Below are 16,532 nucleotides of genomic sequence, written 5' to 3' on the forward strand. Positions count from 1 at the left end.
CATTAAATTACTTTCCACAGAAAATATCCTTCTTTTTCAAAAATTAATTCAAATAAATCAGGTCTTCCTTTTATTGTGTTAAAAAAATCTTGCCAAAAAGAACGATGCGCGTTTTCGGTGATATATTTAATATCATTTTTTTGGAAAAGATCATAAATTTCTTGAGCCGTTAAACTGTTGCAAGGCCGCAAATCATTAGTAACGCGGTAAAGAGTGTGACTATCCGGACCAACTACCTTGTAATTATGGTACCACGCCAAATAAGTGGGGAAAGCCACATAAATATAAAAATCCTTATTATCACCCTCTATTTCTTTAATTTGACTGGCGACTTCGGGCAAAATGCCATACGCTTCCATTTTAGGAAAAACAAACTGCTTATGATTTATAAAAAACATTAAAGCCAACCCAAAAGTATTGATAATTAACAAAATAACAATATATCCGATAACTAACTTTCGTAAAAGTATCCCTTCAAATCGCTGTAAATATCTCCAAGTTAGAATAACAAGAATTAAAAATAAAATAGGCAGCCAAATATTGAGCCAACTAATTTGAATTGTGCTTATAGTAACTAAATAAGAACAAAATATCAACAAAAAGAGATATGAACAATATTTCTTTTTAGACAATAAAAAATAAAAAAAGAGCGACAACACTATTGCCATAGCCAACCTGTGTTCGTAGATGAATTGGCTGAAAACAAAAAAAATGTTTAATGATTTTTCGAAAAGAGCGATAAAATAACTTTTAGATGAATATACCTCCGTTCTTAATATCCCCAAAAGCGCCAAAAAAAAGAAAAAAGACGAAAGAACTCTTGATTTAAGATGTTCTATGCCAATTAAGCCATAAATTACTAAAATCCCTAAAACTGGATACAAATAACGAGTAATCGCGCCTGGGGCAAGAAAAAAGAAATTTGTTAAAAATAAAAATAGCAAAATTAGAAACATATATTGAATTTTCTTCTTTTTCCAAAATCCATAAAAAGAAAAAAGAACAAAAGGAAAAACAAACAAAAATTCCTTGGCAATAAATCCAAATCTAATAAATATATTATTAAAAGAAGACGGGGTGTATAGAGCATACGACGCGCTCGCGGCTTTAATCAATTCATAATACCGCCCTCTAAATAATTCGTTAAAAAAGGCCGCCATCGGATTATCGTAAATAATATAATTTCTAGCAAGCCAAAAAATAATTGGCAAGAAAATGAAAACAGAATAAGACCAGAAATACTTTCTAATTGCTTTGTCTTTAATGATTATTAGAAGTAACGGCAATACTAAAAACAAACCAGTAAATTTTGAAGCAATAGCTAAAACCGAACTAAAAAGCATTAAAAAGAAATAAAATAAATTATTGCTTTGTTGATACTTTTCTAAATAATAGAAAAAAGCAGTAAAGAAAAATATAATTAGCGGTTCTTGAATGAGATCCCATCCGTATTTTATTGTCACAGGATTAACCAAAAAAAGCAGAACAACAAAAATAAGATATTTTTTAGTTATCCCACTTTCTCGCGCCCATTGATATAACAAAAGAGCCGTTGCCGCCATAAAAAAAAGTGGCACAGCAAAGACAAAGATTTCTTTAAACGGCAAAAAAACAAAAACTGTTGCGAACAAAAGCGGCAAGAACGGCATCCGACAATTTATAAAAGAGGGGATATTCAATAAAAAGTCCGGCATTTTACCTTGTAAAACAATTTCCCTTGCCCAAGGCAACCAATAATTCAAAGCATCTCCGGTAAAATATCCCTTAAACAAGAAAAAACCAATAAATAGTAACGGAACGAAAATAAAAAAATAAAGATAATATTTAGAAAATACAATCCGGCGGTGAAAAACAAAAACAAAAAAAACAGCTACCAAAAAAACCGCGCTTATCCAGTATTTATTAAATAAGCCCGACAAACTTAGAAACAACAAAACAGAAAAAAGATAATAAGACAAAACAACAATTAGATCTATAAGATCAATTTTAATTGTTTCCGAGAAATATTTTTTTATTTTATCCATTGTTTCATCTCTTCTTATTCTAATTGAATTGTGGACAAAAAGCCAGAAAACAGATAGAATGGGATAAGAGTGAATTTAATAATTATGAACCCTTTCGTAATCATTCCGGCTTGCAATGAAGAGAAAACCATATCTCAAGTTATTGAGGGGGTTAGAGAATATACTGAAAATATTATTGTTATTGACGACGGATCAAATGATAGCACTTATGAATTGGCTCGCAAATCAACCCAAAACATTCAAAACGCCGTTGTCTTAAGACATAATGTCAATTTAGGAAAGGGCGCCGCGCTGAAAACAGGATGCCAAGCGGCAATTCAATTAGGTTCCGAGGTAATTGTTTTAATAGACGCCGATGGTCAGCACTCTCCTGCAGACATACCAAATTTGGTCAAGAAACTACAAGAAGAAAAATTAGATATTGTTTTTGGGTCAAGAAAAATCAATAGAGAAATTCCTTTTGTAAGGTTTTTAGGAAACAGATTTTTAACTAAATCAATAAACTTCCTTTCATGTGTGTCAATAACTGATACTCAATCAGGATTTAAAGCATTCAGGTCTGAAATTTACCCAAAGATCGCATGGACATCAAGTGATTATAGAGCTGAAACAGAAATGATTATTAATGTAGGGAAAAATAATTTAAAATACGGGCAAACACCAATTCAAACAATTTACAAAAACGCTCATAAGGGCGCGACTATTATTGACGGGATAAAAATATTTTTTAATCTTTTGAAGTGGAAGTTATAATTTTATGATTTTAGGAATTCAAATTATAGGAATCATTTTCGGCCTTTTAATGATTTATTTTAGTTTTCTGCATTATAAGCGCCAAGAATTTAGCAAGATTCAATTTTTGTTTTGGGAGATTGTTTGGGGCGTATTTATCTTAATTGTTGTTTTTCCAAAAATAACCAATGGCATTGTTCATAAAATGGGCGTAAATAGAGCGATGGATCTGCTAACAATTTTAGGGCTTATGTTTATCACCTTTATGACTTTCTATAATTACACTTCAATTTATAGGCTTAAACAAAAATTAGAAGAAAAAGTCAGAAAAGAAACCTTGAGAGAATTAGACAAATGAAAATTTTATTACTTAATCCGCCCTTTAAAAAAAGATTTTCTAGGACATCTCGCAGTCCGTCCGTAACCAGAGGTGGAACAATTTATTATCCATTTTGGCTGGCCTACACGGCCGGCGTTCTTGATAAAGAAGGTTTTGATCTGACTATTATTGACGCTCCTGCCGAAAATTATAACTTAAGCCATGTTTTAGAAAAAACAATAAAATTTCAGCCGCAATTAATAGTAATTGACACAAGCACGCCAAGTATTTTTAACGATATTAAAGTAGCGGAGCGCTTGAAAAAACTCCTGCCCAACGCCTTTATTGTTCTAGTCGGCACGCACCCGTCTGCCGTTCCAGAAGAAACCTTGGGTTTTAGCAACAAAATAGACGCTGTCGCTAAAGGAGAATACGATTATACGATTAGAGATTTGGCTTATTGTTTAAAAAACAAAGATGGATTAGAAAAAGTTGACGGTTTAATCTTCAGAAAAAACAGCCAAATAATCATCAATCAGCCACGAATCTTAATCGAAAATCTTGACGAAATCCCCTTTGTTAGTCAAGTTTATAAAAAATACTTTAATATTAAAAAATATTTTTTCGCCGCTTCTGATTACCCTTTTGTTATGATGATTACCGGCAGAGGATGCCCTTTTCGCTGTTTTTTTTGTGTTTATCCGCAAACATTTCATAGTAGAAAATATCGCTTTAGAAGCCCTGAAAATGTAGTTAAAGAATTTGAATATATTGTTGAAAATCTTCCAGAAGTAAAAGAAATAGGCATTGAAGACGATACCTTTACAGCTGATCGCAAGAGAACAGTTAAAATTTGCCAACTACTTATTGAAAGACAAATTAAAATGAAATGGTATTGCAATGTCCGAGCCGACTTGGATTTAGCAACAATGAAATGGATGAAAAAAGCCGGATGCCATTTGCTGACGATCGGTTTTGAAAGCGGGAATCAAAATGTTCTTAATAATATTCATAAAGGAATAACCATAGAACAAATCAAGGAATTTACTAAAAACGCAAGAAAAACAGACATTTTAGTTCATGGTTGTTTTATGGCTGGCAATCCAGGAGAGACAAAAGAAACATTAGAAGAGACATTAACCCTCGCTAAGGAAATAAATTGCGACAGTATGCAATTTTATCCCTTGATAGTTTACCCGGGAACCGAAGCGTATCAATGGGCAAAAGAAAATAAATATTTAATCAGTTCAGATTATAGACAATGGGCAACTAAAGAAGGGATGTACAATTGCATTCTTAATTTCCCCCACTTAAGCTCTCAAGAAATTCTTAATTACTGCAACCGAGCGACAAGAGAATATTATTTAAGGCCTGCCTATATTTTAATGAAAATCAAACAGATGATTCTCCATCCTCAAGAAATTGGAAGGACGATAAAGTCAGCTAAAACATTTTTTAAATACCTATGATTCAAGCAGTTATTCTCGCGGGAGGCAAGGGTACGCGACTTAACGCAAAAACTAAAAAAATCCCCAAACCGATGATAAAAATCGGTTTTTTACCTGTGTTAGAACACCAAATTAACCTGCTCAAAAGATATGGTATAAAAGATATTTTTATTTTAACCGGTTACTTGTCGGAAGTTATTGAAAATCATTTTGAAAATAAAAAATTCCCGGGCATAAAAATCACTTGCCTTAAATCAGATGAAAACATTGGACCAGCCGACAGAGTTAAATCAGCTGAAAATTACTTAACTGATGATTTTCTTGTTTTTTACGGAGATGTTATGTTGGATATGGATTTGAAAAAATTGCTTGATTTCCACAAAAGCAAAAATGGAATTGCTACTTTAACAATCCATCCAAACGATCATCCCTATGACAGCGATTTAGTTGAAATAGATAATAACCAACAAATCGTCGCATTTCACTCAAAACCGCATCAGCCAGGAAAATATTTAAGAAATCTCGATAACGCTTGCGTTTATATATTTTCTAAAAAAATATTCAAATATCTTAAACCTCAAAAAAATACTATCTTAGACTTCGGTAAGCATATTTTCCCAAAAATATATAAAAAAGAAAAACTTTTCGGCTATAATACACCAGAATACATTAAAGATATGGGAACTCCAGAACGGTTAAAACAAGTAACCAAGGATTATTTAAGCGGAAAAATTAAAAGATTGAATATAAAGAATAAAAGAAGGGCTATTTTTTTAGATAGAGATGGAGTCATTAATTATGACCCTGATAATTTGTCAGACATAAATGACTTTAAACTTTTATCAGGCGCGGCAAAAGCCACTAAGTTAATTAACTCATCCGAGTATTTATCTATTTTAGTCACAAACCAACCGATGGTCGCTAAGGGGTTTATTACTTTTAAGGATTTAGAACAAATACACAAAAAAATGGAAACTCTTTTAGGAGAAAAAGGAGCGAAATTAGACGGTATTTATTTTTGCCCCCATCATCCAGAAAAAAACTTTCCTGGTGTTCCTAAATTAAGAATTAAATGCGATTGCAGAAAGCCGAAACCAGGAATGATTTTCAGGGCGCGAAAAGATTACAATATTGATTTAAAAAAATCTTGGATAATTGGAGATTCCCAAAGAGATATAGAAGCGGGAATAAACGCTGGCATTAAAACAATATTGGTTAAAAAAAACCAAAGAAAATTTGAAGAATGCCAAATAAAGACAAAAAGAACAAACAATATTTATTCAGCGGTTAGATATGTATTAAAATGATAATTTCCAAGACGCCATTAAGAATCAGTTTCGTGGGGGGAGGAACTGATTTAGAAGCATTTTACAAACATCATTATGGCATGGTGGTTAACGCCGCGATTAATAAATATATCTATATTTGCGTCCATAGACATTTTGACGGAAACAAATTTTTGCTCAAATATTCAAAGATAGAAGAAGGGTATGATGTTAATAAAATAAAGAACAACCTCATCAGGGAGGCCATGAAATTGACCAAGGTAAGCGGAGTGGAAATTGTTTCTATGTCCGATATGCCCGTCACGGGCACAGGGTTGGGGTCTTCAAGCAGTTTTATTGTGGGCGTCCTCAACGCTTTGTACGCTTATAAAGGCGAATATAAATCGCCTGAAGAATTAGCAAGGGACGCCTGTAAAATAGAAATTGATATATTAAATAATCCTATTGGAAAGCAAGACCAATATATCGCCGCTTACGGCGGTTTAAGATCTTTTACATTTCACAAGAACGGACAAGTAAAAATGAAAGAAATTGTATTAAATAAAAATCAAAAAAAAGAGTTGGACTCTAATCTGCTTTTGTTTTATACTGACAAGACAAGAAAGGCGAATAGCATTTTAAGCAAGCAAAAAGACAAAACGGAAGAAAAAATAAAGTCCCTTCTTAAAATGAGAAATTTGGCAAAAACAATGAAAGAGTGTATGGATAATTGTCAATTAGATAAATTTGGAGAATTATTGCGTCAAAATTGGATAGAAAAAAGACAATTAGTTGACGGCATAACCGACTCAAAAATAGATTATTACTATCAAAAAGCCATAGACAACGGAGCTGTTGGCGGGAAGTTATGCGGCGCGGGAGGAGGCGGGTTTTTGCTTTTCTATTGCGAAAAAAATAAGCAAAATCGCCTCCGAAAAGCGTTAAGCGACTTAGAGGAAACACCGTTTAGTTTTGAACTAAACGGGAGCAAAATAATACACGATATATTATAATTAGATAATTTACTTAAAAAAATGAAATTATTTTTAGTGATGCCACCAATTGCTATATCTAAAGGTTATTACTCAACTAATAGTGATTTTGAGTTTCCTGTGTCTCTCTGCTATATAGCTGCTTTAATGGAAAAAAATGGTAAAAAAGTTAAAGTTTTTGATGGTCGCTTATCCCAAAATTTAGAAGAAGAATTCTCTAATTTACTTGATAAGAATAATTTTGATGTTATAGGCTTTAGTACGGTTACTCCTTCTATCACAAGCACTATGAGATTGGCAGCATTAGCTAAACAAAAAAACCCCTGTATTATTACGATTATTGGAGGGGCTCATCCTACGGTGGTTGGACCTAAAGTATTAGAACAATTCCAAGATATTGATATTGCAGTCTTTGGAGAGGGCGAACAAACCGTAATAGAACTTTTGCAAAATTTAGAAGAAAAAAAGCCATTGGAAAAAGTTTGTGGAATAGCTTTTCGAAAAGATTCAAAAATAGTGCAAACCGGCAAACGAGAGCTAATTAAAGATTTAGATGCTCTTCCTTATCCAGCTTACCATATGGTAGATCTTTTAAAATATGGAACTAATCCCGGATTGTTTTTTGAAAAACCAATAATTGCAATAATTACTTCTCGAGGATGTCCTTTTGACTGTAATTTTTGCGCTGATACACTTATATGGCAAGGCAAGGTTCGCTTCCGTAGTGCTCAAAAAGTAGTTGACGAGATGCAGCTTTTGGTAAAAGAATATGGAGTTAAAGAGATAAAGTTTTTTGATGATACATTTACGATAAATAGAAAGCGGGCAGTAGAAATTTGTAATGAAATTTTAAAGAGAAAGCTAAATGTAATATGGAGATGTGCTTCTAGGGTAGATGCAGTTGATCTTGAATTGCTGAAATTGATGAAAAAAAGTGGATGTTGTAGTATCTCTTTTGGTCTTGAGTCTGGAAGTGACGAAATTTTAAAAAGGATGAATAAAAGAACAACCACTCAACAAGGAAGAGTTGCTGTAAAATTAGCTAAACAGGCAGGCTTATATGTAAACGGTCTTTTTATGTTAAATTATCCTGGAGATACCATAGAAACCACTGAACAGACAATACGTTTTTCCCGAGAATTAGATCTTGATTATGCTGGTTTTAATCTAGTTATCCCACATTTTGGCACCAAAATGTATAAAGAAATAAAAGACAACTATAGAGTAGAGCCAAAAGTATGGGACAACCCTGATGCACCTTTGGGTAACCAAATTTATTTTTATCAAGATTCTTTGCCATCAGATTACTTAATAAAGGCTTATCGGAGAGCAAGTTTAGGGTTTTATATGCGACCAAAGATAGTTTTTAAAAGTCTATTACGAATTAAAAATTTTGCAATGCTAAAAAGTTATATCATTGGCGCATTACAGTTACTTAAGCTTCGGGCTAAAAAAAGCAATTAATACAACAATACACAATGAACAATGAAAAAATTAACCGAAAATTACTTCAGTGAAATTAAGCAAACGCTGGATAAAATACCTCTTAAAGATATAGAAAAATTTGCTTCAACGCTTTATAATGTCTATCTAAAGGGAGGACATATTTTTATTATGGGCAACGGAGGAAGCGCTTCAACCGCCTCGCATTTCGCTTGCGATTTAAGCAAGGGCGTTTTATCTCCGAAAAATCATAAAAAGATTAAAAGATTAAAAGTAACATCTTTAACGGACAACATGGCAACCATTACCGCGTGGAGCAATGATCTTAGTTATGAAAAAATTTTTTCGGAACAATTAAACAACTTGTCGCGCGAAGGCGACGCGGTCATAGGAATTAGCGCTAGTGGCAATTCCCCTAATATTATAGACGCCATAAAAACAGCGAAAAAGAAAAAAACGATTACTCTTGGTTTGGCTGGATTTAATGGAGGAAAATTGGCTAAAATGGCTGATATTTGTATCACAGCAAAAGTAGATAAATATGATATCGCGGAAGATATTCATTTAATGTTGGCGCACATTATTACCCGACATTTTTTTAATTTAATAAATAAAAAAAATTATGAGTAAAGAAAACACAAAAGAAGGATGGGGAGGACATTGGGGTTCTAAAGATGTGATTAAAAGATTAAAAGAAGCAAATACGGCATATCCAGAAGTTGTTAAATTGCTTCTAAATTTAAGCGATGAAAATTCAAATTGTATTGAACTCGGCTGTGGCAGTGGAACTTACGCCATTGAATTATTAGCCAATAACAGAAAATGCATCGCCTCGGATTTTTCCGAAGACGCGTTAAAATTAACTAAAAAAAGAGGATTGAAACTTCATAATATAGATGTCCCAACCCAATTGATAAATATATATAATATCCCCTATCCTGATAATTCGTTTGATTTAATTTTCTCTGATGGGGTTATTGAACATCTTGATATTCCAAAAGCGTTAAAAGAGATGAAAAGAGTATTAAAACCAAACGGATGGATGATCGCGAAAGTCCCTAGTGGGTCTCTATTGTATAGAATTATTTTCCATTTATTAAGTCCAATAGAAAATCGTCCTTATGAAGCATGGTTTTGTAAAAAAGATTGGCAAAAGTTAGTCGTTAACGAAAATTATCAAAATGTTGATATTTCTAAATGCGGTAGCGTTTTGACAGGATTCGCAATGAGGATTCATAAAATGAAAAATCTATTGAGTCGCTTACCATCTATCGGAAGAATCTATTTTCTAATTAAGGCGCAAAAATAATTATGAAAATATTGATTGTTTGGCCAAATATTGAAAGCAATGCCCGTTACGAAGTTAATATGGGTATTTGTTTAATTTCTTCAATCTTAAAAAAGGCGGGACATCAAACTCTTTTTTTTAATCCAAATACTTTCTCTAAAAAAGAATTTATTTCAATAATCAATAGATTTAACCCTGACTTGGTTGGTTTTTCGGTTACCACTCATCAATTTAAATACGCTATTGAATATGCGAAAGTTGCGAAACAAACCAGAGATGTCCTTACAATTTTCGGCGGTTTTCATCCAACTCTTTCTCCTGAAAGCGCGATATCAAACCCGTATGTAGATATTGTTTGTCGAGGCGAAGGCGAATTCGCTGTCCTTGAATTAGTCAACGCCTTGGAGAAAAAAGAAGATTACACAAAAATTCCTAATCTTTGGGTCAAAAAGAACGGAAAAATTATCAAAAATAATTTACGCCGATTAGTAGAAAACCTTGACTCGCTCCCCTTCCCCGACAGAGAGTTTATTAATCAAGAGGAAATCCTTAAAAATAATGGCTTCCGCTTAGACATAGCCATCGGACGCGGTTGTCCTTATAATTGTCCTTACTGCTGTAATTCGGCTCTTCGTAAAATTTACCAAAATAACGGACAATTTATCCGCTTAAGAAGCGTGGATAATGTTCTAACTGAGTTAAACAATATTTTAAAAAAATATCGCGTTAATGAAATTCATTTTCAAGACGATATGTTCTTACTTAACAAAGAATGGATAAGAGAGTTTGCGGATAAATATTCCGCAAGCTGCCAAATCCCATTTCATATTAGCGCGAGAATCGAACATATTGACGAAGAGGCGGTAAAATTATTAAAAAGGGCCAATTGTGTGAGTGTCACCGTGGGGGTAGAAAGCGGAAATGAATGGCTTAGAAAAACAATTCTCAACAAAAAAACAAGCAACGAAGAAATATTAAAAGCCAGGGCATTATTAAAAGATGCTGGTATTAAAATTTGTTCTTTAAATATGGTTGGCATTCCCGAAGAAACACCAGAGATGATTAGAGAAACGATAAACTTCAATAAGAAATTAGATCCCGATTGGTTGGCTTGTTCTATTTTTTCTCCATACCCAGGAACAGATCTCTATAATCTTTGCAAAGAAAAAAAATTTATTAAAAAAGATTTTATGCATTTTTCCTCAAGTTATTTGAATGAAAAAAGCGCTTCAATTTTAAAATTGCCAACAATCTCGGAAAAGGAAGTTATCACTGGCCACCGCCAATTTATGAATTTTGCCATTAAAAAATATATTGAAGAAAAATATCCGCTATTGCTTCCTTTTTTTATTATCATTTCTCCGTTGTTAAAAACGCCATTAAGGGGATATATTATTAAAGTTGGAACATTTTTAATTTTTGACAAAGGCATATTTAGAAAAAAAGCGAATAATTCTTAAAAATATATGAAAACGCGCTTGAATGGAAATAAAAAAAACGCAAAAGTTCTTTTAGTCCAACCTAATTATTCCCAGCAAAAAAAATATACGAGATACAGTATTAGTCCGCCATTGGGACTGGCGTATATCGCGGCTACTTTGGAAAAAAATGGAATATGTGTTGAAATACTTGACGCTAATGCGTTGAATTTAAGTGTTCAAGATGTTGTCCGGAAAGTAAAAGAAATTCAAGCCGATATCGTTGGCGTAAGTATTTTAATGACTGGATATAAATACGGCGTAGAAATCGCGAGGAAAATTCCAAAAAATATTTTATCTGTTTGCGGAGGAGCTTATCCAAGCAGTGTTCCAGAACAAATCATAAAAGATGGCTTTGATATTGCCGTTAAAGGAAGAGGGGAGCAGCCGATGTTGGACTTGGCTTTAGGCAAAAAAATAGAGGATATTCCTGGTATATATTATCAAAAAGATAAAAAAATAAACCATAATCCTCCGCATGCCGCAAATAACCTTAAATCAGACCCCTTGCCCTTGCCTGCCAGACATTTATTAATTAATAACGGAGTAAATTTACCCTACCAGTTGGCTGGAACAATGTACTTCCCTTGGTCGCCTATATTTACAAGTATCGGATGTCCTTACCAATGTTATTATTGTAGCAAGCAAGTTTTTGATAGATTTATGCCCAGAAGTCCAGAAGATATTTTCAATGAGATAGAATTTTTAGTAAAACAATATCAAGTAAAAGAAATTGATGTTTATGATGACTGTTTTAATGCCGACATTAATAGAGCCGAAAAAATTCTTGATTTGATTATTAAAAGCGGATTAGATATAAAACTACGATTTCCAAATGGAATTAGAGCGAATAATGTTAATGAATTATTCATTAAGAAAATGAAAAAAGCCGGTTGCGTCGAGATAGCCTACGGTATTGAATCTGGGAATCAAGAGGTCTTAAACAAAATACCAAAAGCGCTCTTATTGGAAGATGTGAGAAAAGCAGTTCAATACACTAAAAAAGAAAATATTTTAACTATTGGTTTTTTTATTTTAGGTCTCCGCGGAGATAACGAAAAAAGTATGCAAGAAACAATTGATTTTGCTAAAGAACTTAGCGTAGATGTCCCATTTTTTAGCATCCTTACTCCATATCCAGGAACGCCGCTTTGGAAAACAATTGAAGAAAATGGAGAATTCCTAATTGAAGACTATGACGACCTTCATCAAAGCAGCGGAAAAATGATTTTTTCCCATCCTGATTTTCCATCACCCGAGTTGGTTGAAAAAATGTATAAAAAAGCGTATCGCGAAATATATTTTTCATTTAAATATATATTTCAAACTATATCAAAATTAACACGGAAACAATTCGTCTTAGGTGTTAAAGGATTGCCAAGCATAATTAAAAATTCTTTTTAAAAACCAATGAATAAAATTTATTACTTAATTTATCGAATCGGACTTACTTTTAAATATGGTTTCTTATGGAGAAAACCATTCTTTTTAGCAAAAGCGATAAAAAATACTCTTCTTCACCGATTAAATTTAAAAAAAACATTTACTTTGCGCTCTTTATGTTTGGCTATCACTTATGCCTGTAATTACAATTGCCCTTACTGTCTTACTAGGGAAATGATGAAAAAAAGAGGCAAGGAAGAATTTTTAAAGTTGACTGACTATAAAAGAATCTCCAAAGAAGCAAAAAAAATGGGGGCTATCTCTTACGCCTTTCAAGGGGGAGAAATTTGGCTTCGTAAAGATTTTAGAGAAATTATTCAGGCCTTTGAACCAAAAAAAAATTACATAACTATTACTACTAATGGAACCTTTCTTAATGAAAAAGAAATCCAAAAATTGGTAGATTTGAAAATTGATAAGATATTATTTAGTTTAGAAAGTGGCTTGCCTTATGAACATGATAAGGCAGTCCATCAACCTGGAGCCTACGATGCTATTATGAAGGTCATCAATCTCACCTTAAAGAATAAAATAAAGGTTGGAATTAATTTAACTTTATCAAAAAGAAACCTTTATTCTGAAGGATTTAAAAAGCTAATAGAATTTTGCGATCAACAAAAAATACTCTTAAACATTATTTTTGGCTGCGCTTTGGGTAATTGGAAGAAATATCGAAGCGCAATGTTATCTGAAAAAGATATAGAATATTATAATAAAAATATAGTCCCCCTTTCTCCGTGTCTTAATAGGCATTTAAATTTTAATTATAACGGTCATTATGGTTGTCCAGCCGCTAAGGAGATTTTTTATATTAACCCTTGGGGAGATGTCTTAGCTTGTCCTTTTAACCACACATTTTTTGGCAGCCTCAAAAAAGACTCTTTAAGAAAAATTCATAATCGTGTTTCAAAAATTAAATGGTTTAGTCATTTTCACCCCCGATGTTTAGTCGCCGAAGAAAAAGCCTTTATGGATGATTATTATCCATCTTTGGGCCAAAGCCAGTACGGCTATATCGACTATACTCACTGGATAAAAAAACAAAAATGAATAAAAAAACAACTATTTTAGTGGCTGTTTTTAATAAAAAAGAAACAATTGTAAATTGCGTGGAATCTTTACTGAATCTCGATTCTCCTCCCGCAAGACTTTTATTTCTTGATGGCGGTTCAACTGATGGAACTTATCAAATTTTAGAAAAGGAATATAAAAATAAGATAGATTTAATCCAACTTCCTATAAGCCATTCTGAAAGAATGAATTGGGCGTTAGATAATATTAATACAGAATATACCGCCTTAACGGACGCTGATTGCGTAGTTGAACCGGATTGGCTTACCGAGTTATTGAAAGGATTTTCTGAAGAAAAAAATATTGTCGCTACTGCCGGTTATTGCGGTACTCCAAAAAAGACTTCATTTCTCCAAAAATTAATCGGGATGGATATGGATAATAGATTTGATAACCTTCCTCGTTATTTATGCCGCGCGCCAACTATGAATTTATGTTTTAGAACTGATATAGCGAGAAATGTTAAATTTGATGAAAAACAAAAAGTAGCGATAGAAACAGATTTTGGATTTAGATTAAGCAAACACGGTAAAATACTTTATGTTCCAAAATCCAAAGTTTGGCATTATCACCGAAGCGACTTAAAAAGTTATTTTAATCAACAAAAAAATCAGGCCAAATGGGGCCCGAGATTAATTCTTAAACATAAACAGAGAGCTATTTCGGATCCAATTACCGGATTAGGTATGACTATCCAAATTCCGCTTTTAATGGCGGGGATTGTTTTTTTGTTTTTATCTTTGTTTAATCAAATATTTATTTATTTTGCTATAGTTTCTTTCTCGATTCTTCTTTCAATTTATATAAAAAATATTGTCAAAATAAACCCCTCTCCTCTGTATTACTTAATTTTACCATTTTTCTTTCTTTATCGAACATTTGCTTGGACAATTGGCGTAATTGAGGGGTCTTTTCTTTTACTTTTAGACAAATCCTTAAGATAACGGCTTTCTTCTAAAAAAACCTATTAAAATATGAAAAAGGTGGCGGGGATTAAATAAAGTATTTGAGGTCATAGCGCATTCAAAGGTGCAAAAACATTTGCTTTTTCTTATTTTTTTCCTAACCGTCTCTGATTTTTTAGAAAACCATAGTTTTTTTAAATTAAAATCAAAATCTTTAAGATTGCCCATTTTGTTACTCAACATTTCACACGGATAAACATCTCCGTTTTCTTTTAAAATCGCTAATAAATTACCAGCATAACAGGGAGTAATATATTTTTTTTCCGAATATATTCTACTTAAAATCCGCGAACCATAATATTGCCTTGATGAAAGAATTCTCTCTATCCATGAGGGATTTTTTTTGTAAGTCTTTTCTAAAAAATCATTCCTTAATTTAAACATAATGTTGTCATAATGTTTTATATCCAACTCTTTTAAGGACATATCCCTAACCTCTGAACGAATTATGTTTACCCCAACATTCTCAACGCCTAAATCTTTCTCCAAAAAATCAACTATTTCCCCTACTTCTTCTTGATTATCTTTGGTAATAGTAACTATATTGCCAAGGCGAAAGTTACTAAATTCTTTTTCTAACTCTTTAAGTTTTTTTATTGTTTTTACCGCTTTTTCAAAACAACCGTCAACCTGCCTGATTTGATTATGTTTTTCTCCTAAATTATCTATGGAAATGCCAACAGCAACCCTGATATCTTTGCGACAAACTTCCAAAATATTTTTAGTTGTCCTAAATATACGGTCTGTTAAAATTCCATTCGTCGGTATTTGGAGATTAGCTACTTTAGTAAACCGACTAAAAATAGAAGCCACTTCAACTAAGTTATCCCTTAAAAATGGTTCTCCCCCAGTTAAAGTAACTGTGAGAAGGTCGGGCGCGCTTTTCGCGACTTTTTCTATTTCAAGCAAACTTAACTCATCTTTAATTGTATTAATTTTTTGCCAATAAAAACAATGCCTGCATTTGGCGTTGCATTTGGAAGTAACAAAAAATATTAAATTAAGCGGCATCCCTCGTTTTATAAAAACACGAGAAATTTGTTTTAATAGACACATATAATTAATTTTTTATTTTGAAATATATTTGAAAATAAAGCCCGCAGACAGCGGCAAAAAACATTTCAATTGCGGAAAACAACACAGACAAAACAGCAAAAAAAACGCCCTTTCTTCTCTTGAAATATTTAAAAAACTCTGTTTGAACCCAAAAAAACATTAAAACCGAAAATAAAAAACCGAAAATAAAAAACCAGTAGATAAATGATAAAATAAGAAAGATAGATGCCAAAATTATTGGATACAGCGATTTGCCTGAAGATGATTTAGACATATTTAAATATGTCTTCCGAAGTTCCTTCTCTTGGATAATTCTAACAATACTCCCTATTCTTAAACAATTCGTCCTTAAAAGAGATTTTAGATTGTGTTTTTTATGATGCTCCCCTTTTATTCTGTTATCTTGTAAAATCTTTTTATTTTCATTTAAAGACAATCTTAAAGTAAATTCTATGTCTTCCGCCGTCGCCCCAAGATAATTCTCATTAAATCCGTTCGCTTTAAAAAACATTTCTCTGGGTATAGCTAATATGGCCGAATCGGCGGCAAAATTAAATTTTGAAGCAATTTTTTTCCCTAAACACATGTACAAATGCTTGTAGGTGCTGAAAAAATCGCTGAAAACTATTCTTTCGTCATAAACACCGGAAACTCCGCATACATCAAATGATTTAAAATCATCTTTGATATGTTTAATAATATCCCTGGAAGACAAAACAATATCGCTATCAACAAAAAGCAATATCTCGCCTTTTGCATTTTTAGCGCCTAAATTGCGAGTAGCGGCAACTCCCTTGTTCACTGGGTTAGAAACAACTTTAACTCCATGTTTTTTGGCGATTAGAACGGAAGTATCAACTGAAGCGTCATTGGCTACAATTAGTTCGCATTTTTCAAAATCTTTTATTTTAGTTATTGCCTCCAAGCATTTATCTAAAGTCTTCTCGCCGTTAAAGACAGGAACAATAATAGATAAAAAGATTGATGGCCTTTCTTTGTCTGTCATAA

15 protein-coding genes are annotated in these 16,532 nt (G+C 32.7%); 12 read left to right on the forward strand and 3 right to left on the reverse strand.

Features of this window, described 5'->3' with window-relative positions; all coding sequences use genetic code 11:
* Nucleotides 1-2 precede the first annotated feature (2 nt).
* Nucleotides 3-2,024, reverse strand: coding sequence for a hypothetical protein (locus KKF19_00585; GenBank protein MBU2579457.1), 2,022 nt, complete (start codon nucleotides 2,022-2,024; stop codon nucleotides 3-5).
* A gap of 84 nt (nucleotides 2,025-2,108) precedes the next feature.
* Here KKF19_00585 and KKF19_00590 point away from each other — a divergent pair, with 84 nt between their 5' ends.
* Genes KKF19_00590 through KKF19_00645 form a run of 12 tightly spaced genes read left to right on the forward strand, consistent with a single transcriptional unit; the run spans nucleotide 2,109 to nucleotide 14,447 of the window.
* Nucleotides 2,109-2,777, forward strand: coding sequence for a glycosyltransferase family 2 protein (locus KKF19_00590; protein ID MBU2579458.1), 669 nt, complete (start codon nucleotides 2,109-2,111; stop codon nucleotides 2,775-2,777).
* 4 nt (nucleotides 2,778-2,781) lie between these two features.
* A complete protein-coding gene (locus tag KKF19_00595; GenBank protein MBU2579459.1) occupies nucleotides 2,782-3,114 on the forward strand; it encodes a DUF2304 domain-containing protein in 333 nt (110 codons plus the stop codon).
* On the forward strand, nucleotides 3,111-4,544 hold the full coding sequence (locus KKF19_00600; GenBank protein ID MBU2579460.1) for a B12-binding domain-containing radical SAM protein: 1,434 nt from the start codon (nucleotides 3,111-3,113) through the stop codon (nucleotides 4,542-4,544). The genes KKF19_00595 and KKF19_00600 overlap by 4 nt, the downstream gene beginning before the upstream one ends.
* Nucleotides 4,544-5,830, forward strand: coding sequence for a D-glycero-beta-D-manno-heptose 1,7-bisphosphate 7-phosphatase (gene gmhB, locus KKF19_00605; protein MBU2579461.1), 1,287 nt, complete (start codon nucleotides 4,544-4,546; stop codon nucleotides 5,828-5,830). The genes KKF19_00600 and gmhB overlap by 1 nt, the downstream gene beginning before the upstream one ends.
* Nucleotides 5,827-6,801, forward strand: a complete 975-nt coding sequence (locus KKF19_00610; GenBank protein MBU2579462.1) for a GHMP kinase — start codon at nucleotides 5,827-5,829, stop codon at nucleotides 6,799-6,801. The genes gmhB and KKF19_00610 overlap by 4 nt, the downstream gene beginning before the upstream one ends.
* A 21-nt stretch (nucleotides 6,802-6,822) precedes the next feature.
* Entirely contained in the window at nucleotides 6,823-8,244 is a 1,422-nt protein-coding gene (locus tag KKF19_00615) for a B12-binding domain-containing radical SAM protein (protein ID MBU2579463.1), read from the forward strand.
* 21 nt (nucleotides 8,245-8,265) lie between these two features.
* Nucleotides 8,266-8,853, forward strand: coding sequence for an SIS domain-containing protein (locus KKF19_00620; GenBank protein ID MBU2579464.1), 588 nt, complete (start codon nucleotides 8,266-8,268; stop codon nucleotides 8,851-8,853).
* Nucleotides 8,846-9,532 (forward strand): class I SAM-dependent methyltransferase, encoded by a 687-nt coding sequence (locus KKF19_00625; protein MBU2579465.1) that lies wholly within the window; start codon nucleotides 8,846-8,848, stop codon nucleotides 9,530-9,532. The genes KKF19_00620 and KKF19_00625 overlap by 8 nt, the downstream gene beginning before the upstream one ends.
* 2 nt (nucleotides 9,533-9,534) lie before the next feature.
* Nucleotides 9,535-10,971 (forward strand): B12-binding domain-containing radical SAM protein, encoded by a 1,437-nt coding sequence (locus tag KKF19_00630; protein ID MBU2579466.1) that lies wholly within the window; start codon nucleotides 9,535-9,537, stop codon nucleotides 10,969-10,971.
* 6 nt (nucleotides 10,972-10,977) lie between these two features.
* Nucleotides 10,978-12,393, forward strand: a complete 1,416-nt coding sequence (locus KKF19_00635) for a B12-binding domain-containing radical SAM protein (protein MBU2579467.1) — start codon at nucleotides 10,978-10,980, stop codon at nucleotides 12,391-12,393.
* A 6-nt stretch (nucleotides 12,394-12,399) separates the two neighbouring features.
* Nucleotides 12,400-13,482, forward strand: a complete 1,083-nt coding sequence (locus KKF19_00640) for a radical SAM protein (GenBank protein MBU2579468.1) — start codon at nucleotides 12,400-12,402, stop codon at nucleotides 13,480-13,482.
* Complete coding sequence (locus KKF19_00645; protein ID MBU2579469.1) at nucleotides 13,479-14,447, forward strand: glycosyltransferase; 969 nt, start codon at nucleotides 13,479-13,481, stop codon at nucleotides 14,445-14,447. Before KKF19_00640 ends, KKF19_00645 begins: the two co-directional genes overlap by 4 nt.
* On the opposite strand, the gene KKF19_00650 is transcribed toward KKF19_00645, so the two are convergent.
* Complete coding sequence (locus tag KKF19_00650; protein MBU2579470.1) at nucleotides 14,439-15,524, reverse strand: radical SAM protein; 1,086 nt, start codon at nucleotides 15,522-15,524, stop codon at nucleotides 14,439-14,441. The two genes, KKF19_00645 and KKF19_00650, sit on opposite strands and share 9 nt — an antisense overlap.
* Nucleotides 15,525-15,528: 4 nt before the next feature.
* Complete coding sequence (locus KKF19_00655) at nucleotides 15,529-16,530, reverse strand: glycosyltransferase (GenBank protein MBU2579471.1); 1,002 nt, start codon at nucleotides 16,528-16,530, stop codon at nucleotides 15,529-15,531.
* Nucleotides 16,531-16,532 lie beyond the last annotated feature (2 nt).

The organism is Patescibacteria group bacterium (assembly GCA_018830295.1).
Taxonomy (GTDB): Bacteria; Patescibacteriota; Minisyncoccia; order Portnoybacterales; family UBA2143; genus JAHJSM01.

What these genes read in the sequence shown, in the direction of transcription:
- KKF19_00585 (MBU2579457.1), bottom strand. Translation starts at nt 2,024, where the DNA reads ATGGATAAAATAAAAAAATATTTCTCGGAAACAATTAAAATTGATCTT.
- KKF19_00590 (MBU2579458.1), top strand. Translation starts at nt 2,109, where the DNA reads ATGAACCCTTTCGTAATCATTCCGGCTTGCAATGAAGAGAAAACCATA.
- KKF19_00595 (MBU2579459.1), top strand. Translation starts at nt 2,782, where the DNA reads ATGATTTTAGGAATTCAAATTATAGGAATCATTTTCGGCCTTTTAATG.
- KKF19_00600 (MBU2579460.1), top strand. Translation starts at nt 3,111, where the DNA reads ATGAAAATTTTATTACTTAATCCGCCCTTTAAAAAAAGATTTTCTAGG.
- KKF19_00610 (MBU2579462.1), top strand. Translation starts at nt 5,827, where the DNA reads ATGATAATTTCCAAGACGCCATTAAGAATCAGTTTCGTGGGGGGAGGA.
- KKF19_00615 (MBU2579463.1), top strand. Translation starts at nt 6,823, where the DNA reads ATGAAATTATTTTTAGTGATGCCACCAATTGCTATATCTAAAGGTTAT.
- KKF19_00620 (MBU2579464.1), top strand. Translation starts at nt 8,266, where the DNA reads ATGAAAAAATTAACCGAAAATTACTTCAGTGAAATTAAGCAAACGCTG.
- KKF19_00625 (MBU2579465.1), top strand. Translation starts at nt 8,846, where the DNA reads ATGAGTAAAGAAAACACAAAAGAAGGATGGGGAGGACATTGGGGTTCT.
- KKF19_00630 (MBU2579466.1), top strand. Translation starts at nt 9,535, where the DNA reads ATGAAAATATTGATTGTTTGGCCAAATATTGAAAGCAATGCCCGTTAC.
- KKF19_00635 (MBU2579467.1), top strand. Translation starts at nt 10,978, where the DNA reads ATGAAAACGCGCTTGAATGGAAATAAAAAAAACGCAAAAGTTCTTTTA.
- KKF19_00640 (MBU2579468.1), top strand. Translation starts at nt 12,400, where the DNA reads ATGAATAAAATTTATTACTTAATTTATCGAATCGGACTTACTTTTAAA.
- KKF19_00645 (MBU2579469.1), top strand. Translation starts at nt 13,479, where the DNA reads ATGAATAAAAAAACAACTATTTTAGTGGCTGTTTTTAATAAAAAAGAA.
- KKF19_00650 (MBU2579470.1), bottom strand. Translation starts at nt 15,524, where the DNA reads ATGTGTCTATTAAAACAAATTTCTCGTGTTTTTATAAAACGAGGGATG.
- KKF19_00655 (MBU2579471.1), bottom strand. Translation starts at nt 16,530, where the DNA reads ATGACAGACAAAGAAAGGCCATCAATCTTTTTATCTATTATTGTTCCT.